The organism is Methanomicrobium antiquum (genome assembly GCF_029633915.1).
GTDB lineage: Archaea > Halobacteriota > Methanomicrobia > Methanomicrobiales > Methanomicrobiaceae > Methanomicrobium > Methanomicrobium antiquum.
Map to the genome: position 1 here is coordinate 427450 of NZ_CP091092.1, position 19976 is coordinate 447425.

Annotated in this window: 21 protein-coding genes and 1 tRNA gene; 8 read left to right on the top strand and 14 right to left on the bottom strand. The window is 41.5% G+C overall.

Annotation, left to right across the window (positions count from 1 at the left end; genetic code table 11):
* Positions 1–48: 48 nt before the first annotated feature.
* Entirely contained in the window at positions 49–390 is a 342-nt protein-coding gene (locus L1994_RS02075; RefSeq protein ID WP_278100039.1) for a YnfA family protein, read from the top strand.
* 186 nt (positions 391–576) lie between these two features.
* Here L1994_RS02075 and nifU read toward each other — a convergent pair whose 3' ends face one another.
* From nifU to pscS, 6 genes are all read right to left on the bottom strand, one after another.
* Complete coding sequence (gene nifU / locus L1994_RS02080) at positions 577–993, bottom strand: Fe-S cluster assembly scaffold protein NifU (RefSeq protein WP_278100040.1); 417 nt, start codon at positions 991–993, stop codon at positions 577–579.
* A gap of 139 nt (positions 994–1132) precedes the next feature.
* A complete protein-coding gene (nifS, locus tag L1994_RS02085) occupies positions 1133–2317 on the bottom strand; it encodes a cysteine desulfurase NifS (protein WP_278100041.1) in 1185 nt (394 codons plus the stop codon).
* A gap of 213 nt (positions 2318–2530) precedes the next feature.
* Positions 2531–3781, bottom strand: coding sequence for a tRNA uracil 4-sulfurtransferase ThiI (thiI, locus tag L1994_RS02090; RefSeq protein ID WP_278100042.1), 1251 nt, complete (start codon positions 3779–3781; stop codon positions 2531–2533).
* Complete coding sequence (gene metX, locus L1994_RS02095) at positions 3778–5247, bottom strand: homoserine O-acetyltransferase MetX (protein WP_278100043.1); 1470 nt, start codon at positions 5245–5247, stop codon at positions 3778–3780. The genes thiI and metX overlap by 4 nt, the downstream gene beginning before the upstream one ends.
* 7 nt (positions 5248–5254) lie before the next feature.
* Positions 5255–6550: an O-acetylhomoserine aminocarboxypropyltransferase/cysteine synthase family protein gene (locus L1994_RS02100; RefSeq protein WP_278100044.1), complete on the bottom strand. Its 1296-nt coding sequence runs from the start codon at positions 6548–6550 to the stop codon at positions 5255–5257.
* An 83-nt stretch (positions 6551–6633) separates the two neighbouring features.
* Positions 6634–8013, bottom strand: coding sequence for an O-phospho-L-seryl-tRNA:Cys-tRNA synthase (pscS, locus tag L1994_RS02105; RefSeq protein ID WP_278100045.1), 1380 nt, complete (start codon positions 8011–8013; stop codon positions 6634–6636).
* Between the two features lie 498 nt (positions 8014–8511).
* Here pscS and L1994_RS02110 point away from each other — a divergent pair, with 498 nt between their 5' ends.
* The 3 genes from L1994_RS02110 to L1994_RS02120 all read left to right on the top strand — a co-directional run bounded on the left by L1994_RS02110 (position 8512) and on the right by L1994_RS02120 (position 11558).
* A complete protein-coding gene (locus L1994_RS02110; RefSeq protein ID WP_278100046.1) occupies positions 8512–9696 on the top strand; it encodes an aminotransferase class V-fold PLP-dependent enzyme in 1185 nt (394 codons plus the stop codon).
* Positions 9696–10520 (top strand): formate dehydrogenase accessory sulfurtransferase FdhD, encoded by an 825-nt coding sequence (fdhD, locus tag L1994_RS02115; protein WP_278100047.1) that lies wholly within the window; start codon positions 9696–9698, stop codon positions 10518–10520. Before L1994_RS02110 ends, fdhD begins: the two co-directional genes overlap by 1 nt.
* Positions 10521–10703: 183 nt before the next feature.
* A complete protein-coding gene (locus L1994_RS02120; protein WP_278100048.1) occupies positions 10704–11558 on the top strand; it encodes an ATP-binding protein in 855 nt (284 codons plus the stop codon).
* Positions 11559–11593: 35 nt separating this feature from the next.
* Here the strand turns inward: L1994_RS02120 and L1994_RS02125 are convergent.
* The 3 genes from L1994_RS02125 to L1994_RS02135 all read right to left on the bottom strand — a co-directional run bounded on the left by L1994_RS02125 (position 11594) and on the right by L1994_RS02135 (position 12917).
* Positions 11594–11666, bottom strand: a tRNA-Cys gene (locus L1994_RS02125).
* A gap of 143 nt (positions 11667–11809) precedes the next feature.
* Positions 11810–12733: a TIGR00269 family protein gene (locus tag L1994_RS02130; RefSeq protein WP_278100049.1), complete on the bottom strand. Its 924-nt coding sequence runs from the start codon at positions 12731–12733 to the stop codon at positions 11810–11812.
* 4 nt (positions 12734–12737) lie between these two features.
* Complete coding sequence (locus L1994_RS02135) at positions 12738–12917, bottom strand: ubiquitin family protein (RefSeq protein WP_278100050.1); 180 nt, start codon at positions 12915–12917, stop codon at positions 12738–12740.
* A gap of 248 nt (positions 12918–13165) precedes the next feature.
* Here L1994_RS02135 and L1994_RS02140 point away from each other — a divergent pair, with 248 nt between their 5' ends.
* On the top strand, positions 13166–14161 hold the full coding sequence (locus L1994_RS02140) for a radical SAM protein (RefSeq protein WP_278100051.1): 996 nt from the start codon (positions 13166–13168) through the stop codon (positions 14159–14161).
* Between the two features lie 77 nt (positions 14162–14238).
* On the opposite strand, the gene L1994_RS02145 is transcribed toward L1994_RS02140, so the two are convergent.
* Positions 14239–14595, bottom strand: coding sequence for a hypothetical protein (locus L1994_RS02145; protein ID WP_278100052.1), 357 nt, complete (start codon positions 14593–14595; stop codon positions 14239–14241).
* Positions 14596–14701: 106 nt separating this feature from the next.
* Here L1994_RS02145 and nadA point away from each other — a divergent pair, with 106 nt between their 5' ends.
* Entirely contained in the window at positions 14702–15631 is a 930-nt protein-coding gene (nadA, locus tag L1994_RS02150) for a quinolinate synthase NadA (RefSeq protein WP_278100789.1), read from the top strand.
* Between the two features lie 57 nt (positions 15632–15688).
* Here nadA and L1994_RS02155 read toward each other — a convergent pair whose 3' ends face one another.
* Complete coding sequence (locus tag L1994_RS02155) at positions 15689–16117, bottom strand: molybdenum cofactor biosynthesis protein MoaE (RefSeq protein WP_278100053.1); 429 nt, start codon at positions 16115–16117, stop codon at positions 15689–15691.
* Complete coding sequence (locus L1994_RS02160) at positions 16114–16392, bottom strand: MoaD/ThiS family protein (protein ID WP_278100054.1); 279 nt, start codon at positions 16390–16392, stop codon at positions 16114–16116. Before L1994_RS02160 ends, L1994_RS02155 begins: the two co-directional genes overlap by 4 nt.
* Positions 16393–16576: 184 nt before the next feature.
* On the opposite strand from L1994_RS02160, the gene L1994_RS02165 reads away from it, so the two are divergent.
* Positions 16577–16882: a transcriptional regulator gene (locus tag L1994_RS02165; RefSeq protein WP_278100055.1), complete on the top strand. Its 306-nt coding sequence runs from the start codon at positions 16577–16579 to the stop codon at positions 16880–16882.
* A 24-nt stretch (positions 16883–16906) separates the two neighbouring features.
* Entirely contained in the window at positions 16907–17707 is an 801-nt protein-coding gene (gene larE / locus L1994_RS02170) for an ATP-dependent sacrificial sulfur transferase LarE (protein WP_278100056.1), read from the top strand.
* Between the two features lie 170 nt (positions 17708–17877).
* On the opposite strand, the gene cysE is transcribed toward larE, so the two are convergent.
* Positions 17878–18843 (bottom strand): serine O-acetyltransferase, encoded by a 966-nt coding sequence (cysE, locus tag L1994_RS02175; protein ID WP_278100057.1) that lies wholly within the window; start codon positions 18841–18843, stop codon positions 17878–17880.
* 1 nt (position 18844) lies between these two features.
* Positions 18845–19783, bottom strand: coding sequence for a cysteine synthase A (cysK, locus tag L1994_RS02180; protein WP_278100058.1), 939 nt, complete (start codon positions 19781–19783; stop codon positions 18845–18847).
* Positions 19784–19976: the final 193 nt, after the last annotated feature.

Sequence of the window (19976 nt, forward strand, 5' to 3'; positions counted from 1 at the left end):
GGTTTTTCGGGGAGTAATTATTTTCTCCCTCTAAATCTGTACCTGTATATGGTTTTTCAGTCAATTATTCTCTTCATCTTCGCCGCCCTGTGTGAGATCGGCGGCGGATATGGCATATGGCTCTGGCTAAGGGAGGGAAAGGGTATTGAGTATGCTGTTCTCGGGGCGGTCATTTTGGTCCTGTACGGGATCATCCCAACCCTGCAAACGGAAAATTTCGGGAGAGTGTATGCCGCCTATGGGGGATTTTTCATTGTCCTTGCCCTGCTCTGGGGCTGGCAAATCGATCATGTGGTGCCGGACAGGTTTGATATCATCGGCGCAACTGTCGCACTGGCAGGTGTATTTATTATTATGTACTGGCCAAGAGCAGCAACGATTGCACCATAATTCTTCAGGTCCCTCAGAAATCCTCTAAGAAAAATAACGACCAAAAGACCGTGCAGCAAGATGTTATGACAGATGCCGGCACAATCTGACAAAGAGCCAAAAAAGTCACCCATTAGCCTTGCGGGTTCACAGATAATGAATGAAACAGACTATTGTTTCATAGGAGTCAGTTGTAAAAATAGAGATTTAATGATGGTGGGACTCTTTTCCGGCCCTCTCTTCCCACGGGGAAAGCCCCTGTTTCACACGGTAATCATTTATCGCTTTGTGAATTGCATCCTCTGCAAGAACAGAGCAGTGCATCTTCTGCGGGGGAAGACCTTCGAGCGCCTCTGCGACTGCCTTGTTTGAAAGCTCCCATGCCTCCTCAAGCGTCTTTCCTTTGATAAGCTCGGTTGCCATACTGCTTGACGCAACCGCAGCCCCACATCCAAATGTCTGAAACTTTACATCAGAAATCCTGTTGTCGTCAACTTTGATGTAAATCTTCATGATATCACCGCACTGCGGGTTTCCTTCCTCGCCGATTCCGTCAGGGTTTTCAATTGTTCCCTGGTTTCTCGGGTTTTCAAAGTGATCCATCACCGTCTCGCTGTAATCCATTTATCTCACCTAATCTGTTATTTTTCTTAAAACGTTCATGAAATTATATTTCATGCACGGTTATCATGTAAGTTACTAGGAAACTTTCATGTAAAATCTCATCTTTAGTCTGCCTTTTACAACTTAAATCTCTCAGTTGTCAGGTTGTCCTTAACTCCTGCGGTGTCAGAGGAGACATATTGCGAAGCTTCTGCACAATCTCCGGGACAACCTCCAAAAGATAGTCAACATCACCTTCTTCAGTCATATCTCCGATTGTCAGCCGGAGCGACCCGTGCACAATCTCCTGTGGAAGACCGCATGCAGTTAAAACATGAGACGGCTCAAGGGAGGAGGAGTTGCAGGCGCTTCCGGTTGAGGCGGCAATGCCTTTTCTGTTCAGCATCAGGAGTATTGATTCCCCCTCAATATACTCAAATATAACATTGACATTGTTTGAAAGCCGCATTTGCGGATGACCGTTTAAATGCGATTTTGGAACTTTCAAAAGGCCGTCAATAAGACGGTTGCGAAGCTCTTTAAGATGCTCTGTTGTTTCTTTCATCTCAGAAACGGAGAGCTCAAGTGCAAGACCAAGACCAACGATTCCGGGGACGTTTTCTGTTCCGGCACGCCTCTTTCTCTCCTGATCACCACCGTGCATCAGGGGAACAAGCTTCACTCTCTTTCCGATGTATAAGGCACCTGTTCCCTTGGGGCCGTTAAACTTATGGCCTGAGAGTGAGAGCATATCGATATTCATCGAAACAACGTCAATCGGAACATGCCCGACTGCCTGAACAGCATCAGTATGAAATAATATTCCTCTCTCACGTGCAATTTTTCCGATTTCTGCTATTGGTTCAATTGTTCCAATTTCATTATTCGCAAACATTATTGTGATAAGTATGGTATCATCCCGGATTGCAGCTGAAACATCATCAGGATTCACAAGGCCGTACTTATCAACAGGAATATAAGTTACTTCAAATCCCTGTTTTTCAAGCCACTCGCATGTGTGGGAGACTGCATGATGTTCAATAGGGCTTGTTATAATGTGTTTTCCTTTGTTTTTGTTTGCAAAACAGACGCCTTTTATCGCCCAGTTGTCAGACTCTGTTCCTCCGGATGTGAAATAGATTTCTTTTGGCTGTGCACCAAGTGCTGCTGCGACCTGAGAGCGTGCTTTTGCAACCGCCTCGCGGGATATTTTGGCTATATCGTAAAGAGAGGAAGGATTTCCAAAACTATGTGTCATAAAGGGAATCATCGCATCCAAAACCTCCGGTCTTACAGGTGTTGTTGCGGCATTATCCATGTAAATTACTCGTTTATCCTCAACCATTTGTAATTTCCTTTTCCCATTAGGAATTATTTCATTTTAAATTTTTGAAAGATTAAACCCTTTTTTTATCTTCAGGTTAATCAATTTTTTTATCTATATTATACTGAGTTCTTATGGTTTCTTTCCTAAAAACGTTCATGAAATTATCATTTCATGCAACATTTTCATGTAAGTTACGAAGTAACTTTCATGTAAAAAATTTCTCTGACTTTTTTAGGATTTTTTCATACTCATCTGAAGATTGTGAAATTCACCTGCCGGAATTATTGAAAGATTTCCCATATCCTCTTCCAAATCTATTATTCTCTTTTCAATTTCTCGAATGATCTCTATTGATGCCGCAGTGGAGGGTTTATCCGGAACTGCACCGCATCCGCTCGCAGAAGCTATGGAAGGCTCAAATGTACCAATCCTTCGGGCAATCTGTATTACATCCTCCTTGTCAAATCCGATAAGAGGCCTGTAAACAGGAATTGCTGCTGCATCTGTAAGTACTGCCAGATTATCAAGCGTCTGTGATGCAACCTGCCCCATTGCCTCGCCGGTAACAAAACCTTTTGCCCCTGTTCTTCTGGCAACTTCTGCTGCAATTCTGTACATTCTGCGTTTGCATATGAGGCATGTATAACGCTCCTGATCCTTTTTTTCCAGTTCTTTATGCGCATCTAAAAGGAACGAATCTTTGACTACCAGGAGTTCAATGTCAGGCTGATAATCTCTTAATGTCTTCATTACGGTCTCAGTCCGTGCAAGGTTTGTCTCATCTAAAAATCCGTCAAGCCCGACATATAAAGGAATAATCTTACAGCCGCGTTTCATCATCATATATGCCGCAACAGGAGAATCTATACCTCCGGAGACAAGTGCAACAACCATCCCCTCAACTCCCGAAGGTATTCCGCCTGCACCCTGCTCAACACTGTCATAGAGAAAGCAGATATCATCCCGAATTTCGATATGGATCTCCTTATCAGGATTATTAAGATCAACTTTTAAATGTGGGTAATGATTTCTTACAATCTCGCCATACTTTACAGCAACATCTCTGGATGAGAAAGTGTGTTCTCCAATACGCCTGATTCTGAGAGCAAAACTCTTTGCATTAGAAAGGTTGTGGTTCTCACAAAATGATACAAGGCCTTCGGAAAGGGAATTTAAGTTTACTACGTCACAATGTGAGAATGAAAATATTCCAAAGATTTTCTTAAGTTTCTCTGGATCAACTTCTCCTTCGACCCATATTCGCCCTCGTTCATCTCTCACGACAGCATTTGGAAGCACTTCTTTTATACTGTTAACTATTGTCCTCTCCCACTTTCTGCGGACAGGATCCGATTTTAAAAATACCTCTGAGTAACGTACCATCCAGACCTGTTTTTGTGGACTGGTGGCATCAGATTTTTTTTTAATTTCTTTTCTTTGTAATTTTTTTGAAATTAAGGATTCTGTCGTTGGTTTTGTCATTTACACCGCCCTATAAGCGTGCTTATTGCATCACTTGAGATGAGTCCGATAACCCTGTTTTTTTCATCAACTACAGGAATAGCTGATATTGACCGCTCCTCCATCCGCCGTGCAACCTCTGTTACTGTCTCATCCGGTAAAGCCGTAATTACTGAACAGGACATAATATCTTCAAGATTTTTATGATCACATGCAACCGCTTTGGCTATATCCCAGGATGTCACTATTCCGATAAGCTCTCCGTTCTCTGATGTAATGGGGAGGTGATTGACAGAATTTTCTATCATAACCCTTGCAGCATCATTTATGGATGAATTTTCCATAATTGCCGGTGTATCTGTCTCCATAACATCGCGAACATTAAGGTGATCCAAAAAAGAGCCAATCAGATAGCTCATCTGTCCATGTTCTAAGAGAAATGCATCATGACCGTATTTTGATCTGATCTCGCAGTACTGAACATCAATATCATTTGCCGCGAGTGCCCTGACAATTTCTTCAGACTGATATGGAGGATACAGCCAGTCAGATGAGACCGAAACAATAAGAAATGATGCTTTTATTCCGGCAAAACCTGCTGTAAGAGAGTCATTTATGGCAAGATCAAAGTAATCCAGAGCTTTTGTTATGTATAGGTAGGAGTTTGCATCAAACCTTCTTGTAAATGAGGTACCCTGATGATGCAGGTAACTCTCAACCTGAAACTCTGTTGGGGAATCATACTTTGAATTATCCTTATCCTGGAAGTTTCTCCCGAATTTCTCATGCATAGCCTCATCAGACAGATATGTAATATGCCCTATCATTCTTGCAAGAGAAAGCCCGCTGACGGGAGGTTTATCCTTTGAATAGTTTCCGTCTTTCCAGAGAGGATCGGACATTATCGCCTGCCTTCCTACTTCATTAAAGGCTATCTGCTGGGGAGTTGAACGTGCTGTTGTTGCAATTGCAATGATTTTTCGTGCAAAACCAGGGTATGTGACTGCCCACTGGAGTGCCTGCATTCCGCCCATTGATCCTCCGGCTACAGCCGCGAGGCTATCAATACCAAGATATTCAACGAGCCTTTTTTGAGCATGGACCATATCCCGTATGCTTAGTTTCGGGAAGGATAGACCATAATTCTCCCCTTTTTCAGGATTAACAGATGAAGGTCCGGTTGAACCTTTGCACCCGCCGATTACATTTGAGCTGATGATAAAATACCTGTCGGTATCGAAAGCTTTTCCTGGCCCTATGAGATTTTCCCACCATCCTGTCCGGGTTTCACCTTCATGGATACCGGCAGCATGTGCATCGCCTGTAAGGGCATGACAGATTAAAATAGCATTGCTCTTCTCTTTATTAAGCCTGCCATAGGTCTCATAAGCTATAGTGAATGAGGGTAACGATGCCCCGCTGTCGAGAAAAAGAGGGTCATAAAAGGTTTCCTGATGAGTCTGAACAAGTCCGACCGACACATCCATTATAACTTTACACCCCGTTTAATGCCTGCTTTAAATCATCAATTATGTCGGCAATATCCTCTGTTCCGATAGAGAGACGAATAGTTTCAGGTGTGACACCTGTTGATGCCTGTTCTTCCGGAGTTAACTGCTGGTGTGTTGTTGATGCCGGATGTATGACAAGGCTCTTTGAGTCGCCAATATTTGCAAGGTTGCTGAAGAGTTTAAGACTGTCTATTACCTTTATACTTGCCTGTTCACCGCCTTTCACACCAAATGTAACGAGCGGGCCAAATCCTCCGTTGAGATATTTCTGTGCCAGTTTGTGGCTTTGATGCTCCGGAAGTCCTGTATAGTTTACCCAGGAAACCTTCGGGTGAGTCTTTAGGTATTCTGCAACTGCCAGTGCATTTTCAGAATGACGGGAGACTCTCAGATGAAGCGTCTCCAGACCTATGAGGAGCAGCCATGAGTTAAACGGACTTATTACAGCACCAGTATCTCTCATAAGAGAAACCCTTATTTTAAAGACAAATGCAACATTGCCAAGACCGGGGAAATCCCCGAAGGTATCCCAGTATTTAAGCCCGTGATAACCGGGGTCAGGTTCGGTGAACTCGGGGAATTTGCCGTTGTTCCATTCGAACTTTCCGGAATCAACAATTACTCCTCCTATTGAATTGCCATGCCCTCCGACATATTTTGTGGCAGATAAAACGACTATGTCCACCCCGTGATCAATAGGACGGACAAGACCGATACCGGTTGTATTATCGACTATAAACGGAATTCCATTCTCATGGGCAATCTTTGATATCTTCTCAAAGTCGGGAATGTCCAGTTTTGGGTTTCCAATAGTTTCGGCATATATTGCCCGTGTTTTTGAGGTTATCGCGTCCCTGAAGGCTTCAGGATTTCCTGAATCAACAAAAACAACCTTCCTTCCATATTTGGGCAGGGTATGGTTGAATAATTCATATGTTCCACCATATAAATTGTCAGCCGAGACTATCTCATCACCAACACGTGTGATATTCAGGAGTGCATAGGTTATTGCAGCCATTCCCGAGGCCGTTGCAATTGCTCCTGTCCCTCCTTCTATCGCTGCGATACGCTGTTCGAGCACATCTGTTGTCGGATTCATCAGTCTTGTATAAATGTTTCCAAGCTCACGAAGACCAAAGAGATTTGCTCCGTGTTCTGTGTTTTTGAATACATATGATGTTGTCTGATAGATCGGTACTGTCCTTGACCCGGTTGTCGGGTCAGGCACCTGCCCTGCATGAAGGGCTGTTGTTCCAAGGCGGAAATTATTTCCAGTCATTTTGATTCCTCATTAAATTTTACATGAGCGTTTTTCAGGAATCTGATTTTTGCAGTATCCTGAAATTATGCCATATTTTTGATTTAGTTTTGTATATATCCCTTATTTACCGGGATTTCGTATTTTTCTGCTATCTCCTGGAAGGCCCGGGTAAGATAATTGATCTTCTCCCAGGACAGTCCGTAGGTGTTTAACTTCCATGCCCTGGTTGCACCGGCAAATTCGCCTGCAATTCCCCGTTTTGTAAGTTCATCCGAGAGGAAGAAGCCACGGCGTTTGTGCACCTGTGCAACCTTGTCAAAGCTTCCTGTAGTGTCCACTTTAGAGAGAGTATGCTTTCTTGGATACTCTGAGAGCACCTTTGTGCCTTCTATTTCCAAAAGACCCTCAATGAATGCATTCGACTTTTTGACCTCTTCTTCAAAGCGGGCTGTACGTTCACGAACTGCCGGAAAAGATGCCATCATTGCCATCAGAGTGCCGCCCATAAGCGTGCACCCGAGCATTTCAACCTCTTTAATTCCAAACTTACGATTTGTCACATCTCCGGTCATTGCAGTTGTCCGGAATACTTTTCCTGCCCATTCATCAGTTGTTGCAAGAACTCCTGAGGGGGCAGGCGATGCCATACTCTTGTGGCCTGAGCCGACAACAAAGTCTGCTCCAAGTGCCTTTCCATCAACAGGCATTACACCAACTGTGTATGCACCGTTGCAGAGGAAGGGTATATCATACTGGTGTGCTACCTTTGCCAGTCCCTTTATATCATGGATATTTGCAAACTGGTAATCCACATGATCTATCATCATCAGTGCCGGAGTTTTACCATCACTTTTGATAACTTCCTCTATTTTCTCAGCAGCACTATCAGGTTCCATGAGATTTTTTGGCGAAAGCGGCACTTCACGAACAATTCCTCCTGCACCTTCAACTGCAAGAAATTCTGTGTAATGAGAAAGAGCCGATACAATTACAGGATCTCCCTTATTCACAAGCGATGAAGCAACAGCCTGAAATCCACGTCGTGCTCCCGGAACAACACGGGCAACATCCATATTGACAAACTTTGCAAGGTCTTCATGAAATGAGGCTATCGGAGGCTTTTGAATCTTATCAAGCCTGAATGGTTTTCGGCAGGCATCACAGGTTGAGTAGCCGTCACCATATGCAATGAGAGCTTTTCTGGCCTCAGGAGTAAGTCTCCCTGCGGCCTGAATCGGCTGGATATTGATATACTCCTCCTCTCTGCTGCGGACATCAAGAATGCCTGCAATTTTTGACTGCTGTGCGTTTCCGGTCCCTGCCTCAAGATCATCAAGAATTGCACGAACACGTGCAACACCTTCTTTTAATGCTGCCTCTTCGTCAGCATCCGGACCTGTAGGAAGGGCTCCTCTAAGCACCTCACGGATATCTTCAAGCGCAAATAGCGCTTCAAATGTTTTACTTATACGTGTATTCATTATTGCCTCCGGAAAAAGCCAGAACCCGGAGTCGAACCGGGATATATTGATCTGCAGTCAACCGCGTAGCCGTTCCGCCATTCTGGCAAATCTATTCACAATTGTGAACTTGCAATATAGTATTAACAATTGTGAGTACATAATCTTTTCGCCCCGAAAGTATGGATTACAAGGCTTTAATCATTAATTAAATCGTTAATATGGCAATTTTTGCCGCATAATTCTGCATTAGCGCATGAACCTTTTATTTTCTGTCTTTACGATCTATGTTGGCGAAACTCTGCAAATTTTAAGTGTATTCACAATTGTGAAATATTATATATCATCACGGTTTAAGATAGTGATATCGGCACTGCATTATCTGCTTTTATCGCCAGAATGCGATGAATAAAATTTCACATGAAAGTTGCATGAAACATAATTTCATAAACGCTTTCTGTTGAAAATTTATTCATAGTTGGTGTGTCTGATACTTTTTGTAGTAATCAGAGGATCTTTATGAAAATAAAAGACAGCAGAAAAGACTTCCCAATAACCAGAGAACTAATATATTTAGACAGTGCTGCTACAAGCCTAACGCCTGTACAGGTAGTAAAAGAGATGAATGATTATGACCTTCGTTACCGGGCCAACATTGGAAGGGGTGTGCACAGGCTGTCAGTTGTGGCAACAGAGCGTTACAAAAACGCTCATGATAAAATTAAAACATTTATAGGAGGCGATGGGGGAAGCCTGGCAATTACCAAAAACACAACAGAAGCAATCGGTATGGTAGCCGGCGGAATAAAATGGAAAAGCGGGGACAGAGTTATAGCAACAGTTCTTGACCACCACTCAAATTTTCTTCCATGGCTTCGTCTCCGTGAATATGGTGTTAAAATTGATATAGTAAAACCTGATTCTGAAGGTTATCTGAATCCGGACTCTTTTGAAGCTCTAATTTCTGACAAAACACGACTTGTTGCCGTTACACATGCATCAAATGTCCTTGGAACAATCACTCCGGTTAATGAAATTGCAGAGATATGCAATCAAAGAGATGCTATGCTTTTGGTTGACGGAGCTCAGTCAGTTCCGCATATCCCTGTTGATGTTTCAGATATCGGCTGTGATTATTTCTGCTTTTCAGGACATAAAATGCTTGGGCCGACAGGAACAGGCGGACTGTGGATGCGCCGGCCTGACTTAAAACCGCTTCATATCGGAGGCGGTTCTATTGAATCGGTAACAGCAGAAAACTTTACGACTGCTTTTGGAGAGGAGAAATATGAGGCGGGAACACCGCCTGTTGGCGGCACAATTGGGCTTGGCAGAGCTGTTGATTATCTTAATGACATTGGTATGAACACAATTCGCCGTCACGAAGAGCGCCTGACCGGACGGATTCTGGATGGTCTAAGTAGCATCGACCATGTGAAAATTATCGGCCCTTATTCGGATGAGAGGAGAATCGGAGTTGTATCATTTGTTGTGGATGGAATGCACCCACATGAAGTTGCACATATTCTGGATGAGGCTTCAGCAATCATGGTCAGATCAGGTGAACATTGCTGCATGCCCCTTATGCAGCATCTGGGTCTTGAGTCTGGAACAGTCCGTGTGAGTACATATCTGTATAATAATCCGGAGGAAGTCGATATTCTGATTGCAACAATTGAGGAGATATCAAGGAAGGTGTCGTGATGTACAAAGATCTGGAAATAATCAGGGTGGAAGATGATTCATTTGCCGCAGGAAATCACAGTGTCATTGAAGAGACTCCGCTTTCTGTTATTGTAAACGGAAGACATGCACTAACAGCGATGATAAGTCCGGTGATGATTAAGGAATTTGTTATTGGTTTTTTATTTACCGAAAAAATTATCAAAGGAACTGATGAGATAGAGTCCATCAGAATTGAGGATAACAGGGCAAGTATCCTCACAAAAAATCCGTTTGCAATTTTAACGTCACATAAAACCGTCCTCTCCGGTTGCGGCGGAAGTACATCATTTCTTGATGCAGGACATCTCCCAAAAATCGAATCTGATTTAGTTATTTCACCTGAGGTTATCAGACATGCAGTAAAAGAGACGCTTGAGTCTGATCTTCATAAGTTAACCGGAGGAATTCACATAATAGGTCTTTTTGATGGAGAAGGAAAGTCCTTGAAAATATGTGACGATATCGGCAGGCACAACGCACTTGACAAGGTTATCGGTTACGGCCTTTTAAATAATATTGACTTTTCCAAAACCTTTGTTGTCAGTTCCGGAAGAATCTCTACAGAGATGGTCAGAAAATGTCTGGTTGCAAATATTCCTGTAATTGTCTCACGTGGTGCAACAACGACTGCTGCCGTTGAGGCTGCAAATATTGCAGGACTTACTATTGTAGGATTTGTAAGAAGCAGGAAGATGAATATTTACTCTGTTTTCAGGCGCATAAAAGGGATATCATTAAATGATGAAAATAAAAAAAAAATCAGAAAATCTTTAATTTTAAAATGTGAATGGAATAATTTTTAATTCCGGAAATTGCATTAAGGTCAGAAGTTGCCATTCATAATGGATTCTGTAAATCAGTTTAATAGTAAATTATGCTGAATTTTTCTCTAATCATAGCAAAAATTATTTTCTCCTGAGAGGAAAAGAATTTTAGCCCTGCAAATGAAACTGCCGGTATTACTGAAAAACACAGAGGGCCTGTTTATGAAAAGAAAGATAATAAACATTAATGAAGAGAAATGCACAGGTTGCGGGCTATGCATCCCTGACTGCCCCGAAGGAGCAATCCAGCTGATAGAAGGAAAGGCAAGGCTTGTTAGTGATCTCTTCTGCGACGGACTTGGAGCCTGCATCGGCACATGCTCTGAAGGAGCAATTTCAATAATAGAGCGGGAAGCAGAAGCCTACAACGAAAAGACAGTCATGGCAAATATCGTACGGCAGGGAAAAGCGGTCATAAAAGCTCATCTTGATCACCTCTCCTCCCATGGCGAAAAGGAATACTACAACACTGCAATCGAATATCTTACTGAGAATAAAGTCCCCATTCCGGAGCATAACAATAGCAAAAATTCAGGCACAAAGATATGTGAAAATCAGATCGGCACATGTCCCGGTTCTGCTACCCGGATTATCAAACGGGATGAAAGTCCTTACATAAAATCAAAGCCTGCGTATGTTAGAAATCCCTCAGAACTCCGGCAGTGGCCGATTCAGTTAAAACTTTTAAATCCCTCATCATCATTTTTTGATGATGCTGATCTACTGGTAGCTGCGGACTGCGTCCCGTTCGCTTACCCAAATTTTCATACCGATTTTTTAACAGGAAGAATTCTGATAATCTTCTGCCCCAAACTGGATTCTGACATTGAAGGGTATATTTCAAAACTTTCAGAGATCTTCTCAAACCATGAGATAAAATCAATAACAGTTCTCCATATGGAAGTTCCATGCTGTGGCGGAGTCAGGGTTGTAATTGAAAGGGCTCTTGAAAAAGCAGGAAAGAAGGTAACGATTACTGACAAAACCATACAAATAGACGGAAGCATAAAGCAATAATCAGAACAATACCAGTTAAATTTTAACCGCCAAAAAGCCAAGGCCCGGAATCGAACCGGGATAAAAGTCGCTCTGCAGGCGACCGCGTAGCCTCTCCGCCACCTTGGCCGGCAATCTTCACATGTGTGAGAACTCTATACTATACTTAATCTCTTAACAATTTAACAGTTCATTACAGGGCAATTTTTGCCGCAATAATAAAAAAAGGAATCATTTGAAAATTTAACGAAAATAGGCCCCCCTACCGTTATTCATTCATGCTTTAAAAGCCTGCATACCTGGCAGACTTCGCTGCTTGAGATTTCACCGCAAATTCGGCAGTTATAGAATTTGCCTTTAGGTTTTTCAGAGCAGGATTGCTTTAATGTCTCCTGAAATTTCATAAGATGCCCTTTTGTGCCGGAATGACGTTGCTCCAGTTCGGCAAGCATAATGCGAACTTCCAATCTCATGGCAGTGCCTGCATACGGGCATTCGGGAAGGTCGCGGTAGAAGTCCCTGAGAAGAAGATAAGTTATAATCTCTTTTTCAAAAAGAACAGAGAGGGGTTTAATCCTTGGAATGAAGTATCCCGGATATCCTGATGATGTATCCTGCATCAGTGTGGGTAAATCCCCGCGGAGAAGATTCATGAGAACCGACTGTGCCTCATCATCAAGATTATGACCGGTTGCAATTTTTGTTGCACCAAATCGTTTTGCAGCAATAATTAGTGCCCGCCTTCTAAGAACCCCGCAGACACTGCATGCACGAACATCTTTTCCGGCGACAATTTTGTCAAGATTTGTATCAAAAATTTCATCAAAAGAGATTATGTGATGCTCAATACCAAGCTCTGAGGCAAGGTTCACTGCCGCTTCAACAGTCTCTTCACGGTATCCTGAAATCCCCTCATCAACCGTCACTGCAACAAGTTCTGCCTCTTTGAAATCTGAAAGGTAACTATGAAGCATAAGAAGAAGGGCTGTGCTGTCTTTTCCCCCGCTTAAGCCTACGAGAATTCTGTCTCCTGGAGAAATCATCTCATTATTTCTTATGTGAGCATATACCCGATTCTCCGCCTCTTCTATAAAGTGCCCGCTGCATAGCCTTATTTTGGAATTACTAAGCCGGATTACTGCCGGCTTTCCGCAGAGGCCGCACTTGTTTTCAGAGCCTGTACCTGATGCTGACAATCAATCATCCGCCATGTGAAATTGTAATGAGTTTTATTTCATCATCTTCACCTGCACTTACATCCTCAGGAACAACACTTCCGTTCTTTACAACAATAAAAGAAGCAGGGTTTAAACCAAGCCCCAGGAGAATCTCTTCTATTGGTGCCGATGAAGAAATATTCTTTATACTTTTATCCGGCAAAATTATCCGCATAATAATCTCTTATTCCTTTATTGTGTAACTTCATAAAACCGTTTTTTCCGAATTAAAAAAAATTAGCTTCAGTGAATTAAAATTTCTTATGGTTTTGTAAATAAATTCCGTAAAAAAATCCCTGATTTTTTAATTTTATGAAACATTGGAAAACAATAAAACCATACGCGAAGACTATTACACACATCAATTCACATATGTGAATTTTATTATCTAAACAGGAGTGTTAAAAAACAATGCGCAACATGACAGCTGAAGATAAAGCATATCTCATCAGCATCGGCTCAGCAGACATAGATTCTGAATTGCTGCTTGAGAATACATTAAAGACAAAGGCTACCGCCGGTCCGGGCGCGGGCGGGGAATCTTTTTTCATCAGATCAGGTGAAAGGAGAGTCCGCCTTTCAATAAATAGCTCATCAACACTGAAAGTAATCAAAAGTGGTGATGGAGTAGCTGTAATTGAAGGTGATAAACAGATTGCCGAAGGTATGCTTGAGTTTCCGCTCTGTCACTGCCCCGGGCAGGCTTACATCACAGTCAGTGAACACTGCATCTATGACTGCAAATTCTGCCCTGTCCCTAAACTTGAAGGCGGCATAAAAAAACCGGAAACAGTTCTTAAAATGGTTGAAGAAGCCTGTGAAAAAGGAGATATTTCTGCAATTTCTCTTACCGGCGGTGTTTTTGAATCACCAGAGAAAGAAGTGGAGCGTATGGCTCTGATAGTAAAGATGCTTCGTGAAAAATATGACCTTCCAATAGGTGTTTCAGTATATCCAACTTCAGATTCTGCAAAAATTCTAAAAAATGCCGGTGCAGATGAGATAAAATATAATGTTGAAACGATGGACGCTGAAATCTTTGAAAAAGTTTGTCCGGGCCTTTCCCTGGATTTCATCCTTGAAAGCCTCAAAGGAGCAGTAGATATTTTCGGCAGAAATTCAGTTAGTTCAAACTTTATTATTGGTCTTGGAGAGGATGATGAATGCGTCAAAAACGGTGTTACAAGGCTTTCCGAGATGGGCATTATTCCAAATCTTCGACCAATTTCACAATCTCCCTTAAGAATAGGAGAAATTAAAATTGAACGACCTACAGCAGAGCGCCTTATCAGACTTTCTGCGATGACGCGCGATATATTAAAGAAGAACAACCTTGATGCAGGACTGGCAAAAACAATGTGCCTGCCATGCACAGGATGTGATTTAACGCCATTTAGAGATATCTGATCTAATAACCGAAAAAGGTTAATTTTTTTTTAATTTCTGTAACTCTGATTTTAATAGTGCAGAAAAATAGTAATTATTCAGATAAAATTGGTTTCACACTCAATTGTCTCTTCAAAACATTTTAAAACCGAAACTGCACTTTCCTCTCCAATTCTTTCTGAAATAAAATTCATAAAACCTTCCATATATTCAACAGGAATGCATCCAAGGCTTTCGCTGCCATCATATATTAGTCCGACAAGATAACGGATTTCATGATTATCAAGCATTTCAAGCCTTTTTAAAAAGTCTTTCAAATCTTTTGAATAATGGTTTGCAAGCGGTGGGAGAATTGAACGGTAAGGACTGCCTGAACCTTTGCAGATTAACCCCTCAGATTCAGGAGCAATTTTTTTAAGGATTGATATATCTTTTTTAGTAAGAACCCGTGGCATTAGTTATCACCTTTAACATTGTATTTTATTAATTCATGCCGAAACATTCACAATTGTGACTGACTAAATAATAACTATTGAATATCTTAAAAAAGGTTGTGATATTATTCAAAAACAAAATAATAAAACAGACACAAAATCCACTTTACAGCAGATAACTTCACTGAAAAAAAAAAGAGATGCAACTATTCTTGCACACAATTATCAGCTGCCGGAAGTGCAGGATATAGCTGATATTGTAGGAGATTCGCTCGAACTTGCAAGAGCGGCGGCAAATCTTGAATCAGAAGTAATTGTATTCTGCGGTGTTGATTTCATGGCAGAAACCGCAGCAGTGTTATCACCTGAGAAAACAGTTATTCTGCCTGTAGCAGATGCACAATGCCCGATGGCTGAGATGATAACCGCAGGAGAGGTTAAGGTACTTCGTGAACGCTTCCCTGAAGCCGCTGTTGTTGCATATGTGAATACATCTGCGGAAGTAAAAGCTGAAAGTGATATCTGCTGCACATCTGCAAATGCGGTCGCTGTAGTTGAGTCCCTTGATGAGCAGGAAATAATATTCCTGCCCGATCGAAATCTCGCTGCATATGTGGCACGGTTTACCAAAAAACAGATTTTGCCGTGGGAGGGTTTTTGTTACGTTCATGACAGAATAACATCAGATGATTTGAAGACTGCAAGAAGTTTTCATCCGGATGCTGAAGTTCTTGTTCACCCTGAGTGCCGTTCGGAGGTTATTGATCTGGCAGACCACGTCTTTTCAACATCAGGAATGGTTCGCCATGCCTGCAAAAGCCGTTCAAAGGAATTTATTATAGGAACTGAAGTCGGACTTTTACACCAGCTTGAAAAGAAATGCCCCGGCAAAATATTTTATCCGCTCTCAGAGACAGCAGTGTGTATAAATATGAAGAAAACAGAATTGTCTGATGTCTTAGACTCCTTAAAAAGCCTGAAACCCCGGATTGTAGTTTCAAATGAAGTTGCCATAAAGGCAAAAAAAGCAATTGAGAGGATGCTTGATATAACCTAAAATTCTCATGAAAGTATAAGGAATCATATTTGATTGCTGCAAAAGAGGTTAAGAGAATTATTCAATATTTTTTTTATTTATGTGGGCATCAACCCATTGCTCTTCACCCTTTCGAAATTCCTTCTTCCACACAGGTGCCCTTCTCTTAATCTCTTCAAGGATGTATTCACATCCAAAAAATGCGTCTTTTCGGTGAGGAGAACCCACAACAATTATCAGGATATTGTCGCCGGGTTTTAAGCGTCCGGTTCTGTGAATAATATCAACCGATAAAAGCCCGAATTTTTTAATTGCATCCTCTCTTATTGCCTCGAATTCATAGAGCGCACCCTCTTCATATGCGCTTAATTCAATCCACTCAATATCATCATCTCTGACAATCCCGTCAAATACAACAATTGCACCCATTGCACTCGATTTAGCGCTTTCTACAAGCTTTGCTATATCCGCATCATCATTTGTAACTCTTACAGATATTTCAATCACCCCCCTGCAACCGGCGGGTAAACTGCAATTTCATCACCGGAAACGATTTGGATTGTCTTTACATTATCCTTATCAATTCTGACAAAATTGTGCATAATCAGAACATAATCCTGAAAACTTCCGTCCTGATTGAAGATACTCTCAGTTCCTTTTGGATATTTTTCACAAAACATCTTTAATGCTTCATATATTGTATTCTCACCGTCATACTCAAAATCAGTCTCTTTTGGAAAAATTTCTGCAAATCTGGCAAAAAACTTTATTTTTAGCTTCATTTTAAAACTCCATGGCCGTAACATTAATTATTTTTTATATATTCCAAATATCTCCCATAAATATCAGATCACTAATCAGGAGAGAAGGAAACATAACCGAAATCAATATTTATTTATACATCCAATTCACAATTGTGAATTACATAACTGTAATACTTTTCAAATAAAAAATGTTGTGGTAATTATGGATCTACCCTGTCAGAAAATAGTATGGGATGTCATCCCTGCAATACGCGCCGCTCTTGCAGAAGAGCTTGTCGGAATGGGTGTTTCAAGTCTTCAGGCATCAAAACTGCTTGGCATAGCACCATCGGCAGTCTCACAGTATCTTTCAAAGAAGAGAGGGTACAGAATTGAATTTGAAAGCGAGGTCAGAGAAGAATTAAAACTGCTTGCAGAAGACCTAAAAGATGGAAAAGTGAAAGATCTGACATCAAGAATGTGCGCCATATGTAAGATTATCAGAACAGATGACGGATGCGGCGAATGATAATAACCTAAAATAGTTCCGGACATGAAGAGCAAAACTGAAACTAAATTCAATAAATTAAAAGAAGACCTCAGCTCCGGAAAATCACTTGCAATTGCATATTCAGGAGGGGTTGACAGTTCTCTTCTTTCAGCAGTTGCTGTAGAAATTCTTGGTGACAATGTTCTGGGAATTTTTTTAAACAGTCCTCTGATACCAAATAGAGAATATAATAACGCAGTGAAAACTGCCGCTGAAATAGGACTCCGGTTAAAAGTTATAGACTTTGATCCGTTTCTTGTGGAGGGTCTTTCCTCAAACCCTAAAAACCGGTGCTATATCTGCAAAAGCCACATCGCCGGAAAAATAAAAGAGTTTCTCAAAGACTATGATATAACTGCCATAGCTGACGGGCAGAATGTCTCAGACCTTGGTGAGTACAGGCCGGGAATAAAGGCATCAGATGAGGCAGGGATACTGCATCCCTTCATTAAAGCCGGCATTAACAAAGATGAAATTCGCGAGATTGCACGCGAACTTGCACTTTCATTTGCAGACAAACCATCTTCAGCCTGCCTTGCCTCAAGGATACCATATGGCGATGAGATAAATCCAAAAAAGCTGGGAATGGTTGAAAGAGCTGAGGACATCCTCTTTTCACTTGGATTTAATAATTTCAGGGTAAGGCTTCACGGCGATATTGCAAGAATTGAAGTTTTGCCTTCGGATTTTTTGACACTTCTTGAAAATAAGGATTTTATCATAAAGGAATTAAAAAATACCGGATTTAAGTATATCTGCCTTGATATCGGCGGTTACAGAAGCGGAAGTATGGATGAAGTATAATTTGTTTGTCTGTTTATTTTTTTAATATTATTACCTCATTTTAATTGAAGCAAGGGTTTTATTTTTACATGAAAGTTACTTCGTAACTTACATGAAACTGTTGCATGAAATGATAATTTCATGAACGTTTTTAATCAAAGCGTTTTTTTTGTTTCTCCATTAAATCATCTTCATATCTTCTTTAAATTTCCATCCTGCCTGACAAATCGGTCCCAGTTCCAGGGTTCATCAAGAATATTTACTAAAACACTGTCTATTCCGCAGATTCCGAGCGCCTTTCTTTCCACCTGTGATTTAAGATAATTGACAAGAGGGCAGGTTTTGCTTGTCAGAATCATATCAATTATTGCCTCATTTCCCTGCACGCGGACCTCCTTAACAAGACCGAGATCAACAATATCAATACCCACTTCAGGATCAATGACTTCTTTTAAAGCTTCAAGGATCTCGTTTTTACAGACCATTTCAGAACTTATTACCGGACTCCCCCCTGATAAAAATGCCTTTTCCATGCTTAATATTCTGTCTTCAAGCTGACTCTGTCTGTCTAAAAGCCGGCTTATAACTCTCAACATTGGATCAGGCATACTCTCAGGGCCCCCGTTTCCGGATTCAATGTTCCCTTCCGGTCCGGCAATTCTTCCGGGAACACCGACAACGGTTGCACCCGCAGGCACTGATCTTACAACAACTGCACCTGCACCGACTTTTGAGCCTTTTCCGAGCGTAATCGGGCCGAGAACTGATGCACCCGAACCTATCACAACATCGTCCTCCACAGTAGGGTGACGTTTTACATTTAAAAGTGCAGTTCCTCCAAGAACAACACCCATGTATATTAAAACATCATTTCCGACTTCGGCGGTTTCGCCGATAACAACTCCCATACCATGATCAATTACTACCCTGCGTCCTATTTTAGCCCCGGGATGTATCTCGATTCCTGTTAAAAAACGGCTTATATGAGAGAGAAGTCTTGCAAAAAATTTTAGTCCGTGATTCCACAGCCAGTGCGAACGCCTGTGAAACCATAGTGCATGAAGTCCCGGATAGCAAAACATTACCTCAATTGCAGAGCGGGCTGCAGGGTCTTTTGACTTTATTGCTCTGATATCTTCCTGCAAACGAAATGGCATCTCAATCAGTCCTTTCTTCAAACAAACCGGAGCTTAAGTATCTCTCACCGGTATCAGGAAGAATAACAACAATAACTTTTCCTGCATATTCCTCTCGTCCGGCAAGGTTTAATGCACCATAAAGTGCTGCACCGGAGGATATCCCTGAAAGAATTCCTTCATCACGGGCAAGTTTACGTGCGGTTTCAAATGCATCCTCATCCTTTACCCGGATAATTTCATCAACAAGACTTACCTTCAGAGTATCAGGAATAAAACCCGCACCAATACCCTGAATTTTGTGAGGACCCGGACTCTCTCCGGAGAGAACTGACGATGAATACGGCTCAACAGCAACTGCTTTAAAATCACTTTTTCTGGCTTTTATCACTTCTGCAATTCCGGTGATTGTTCCGCCGGTTCCGACACCTGCAACAACAGCATCCACATTGCCGCCGGTATCACGCCAGATCTCTTCTGCAGTGGTCTTCATGTGCTTTAGAGGGTTTGCCGGATTTTTAAACTGCTGGGGCATGAAGAAGGAGTCGGGGTTTTCTTTTTTTATCTCTTCTGCACGTGCAATTGCCCCTTTCATACCGTCTTTTCCAGGCGTCAGGATAAGATTCGCACCAAAGGCCTTAACAAGCATCCGTCTCTCTGCACTCATCGTATCAGGCATGACAATGGTTATTTTGTATCCGCGTGCAGCAGCCGTCATTGCAAGAGCAATTCCTGTATTGCCGCTCGTAGGCTCAAGAATTTCTTTATCCTTAGTTAAAATCCCTGCTTCTTCTGCTGCCTCTATCATTGCGATTCCAATCCGGTCCTTTACACTTCCCATTGGATTGAATGATTCAACCTTTGCAATCACAGTCGCATTTAGACCTTCTGTAATGCTATTAAGGCGTATAAGAGGAGTATTTCCTATTGTATCGGTGATATTTTCATATATTTTCACCATTTTCAATCATCCCAACAAAACTTTTTTTTAAATTTTTTTTAATTTTTCTTTTTTCCTGTCTGTCAGAAAAAATTCACAATTGTTAACTTTTACATATTAGCATCTCTTCCTGATTATAAATAAATTCTGTTATTCAGGATGTTAAAAAAGTATGAAATCAAAAAATTAGTTATTAAGATAGAATTAGGAATTT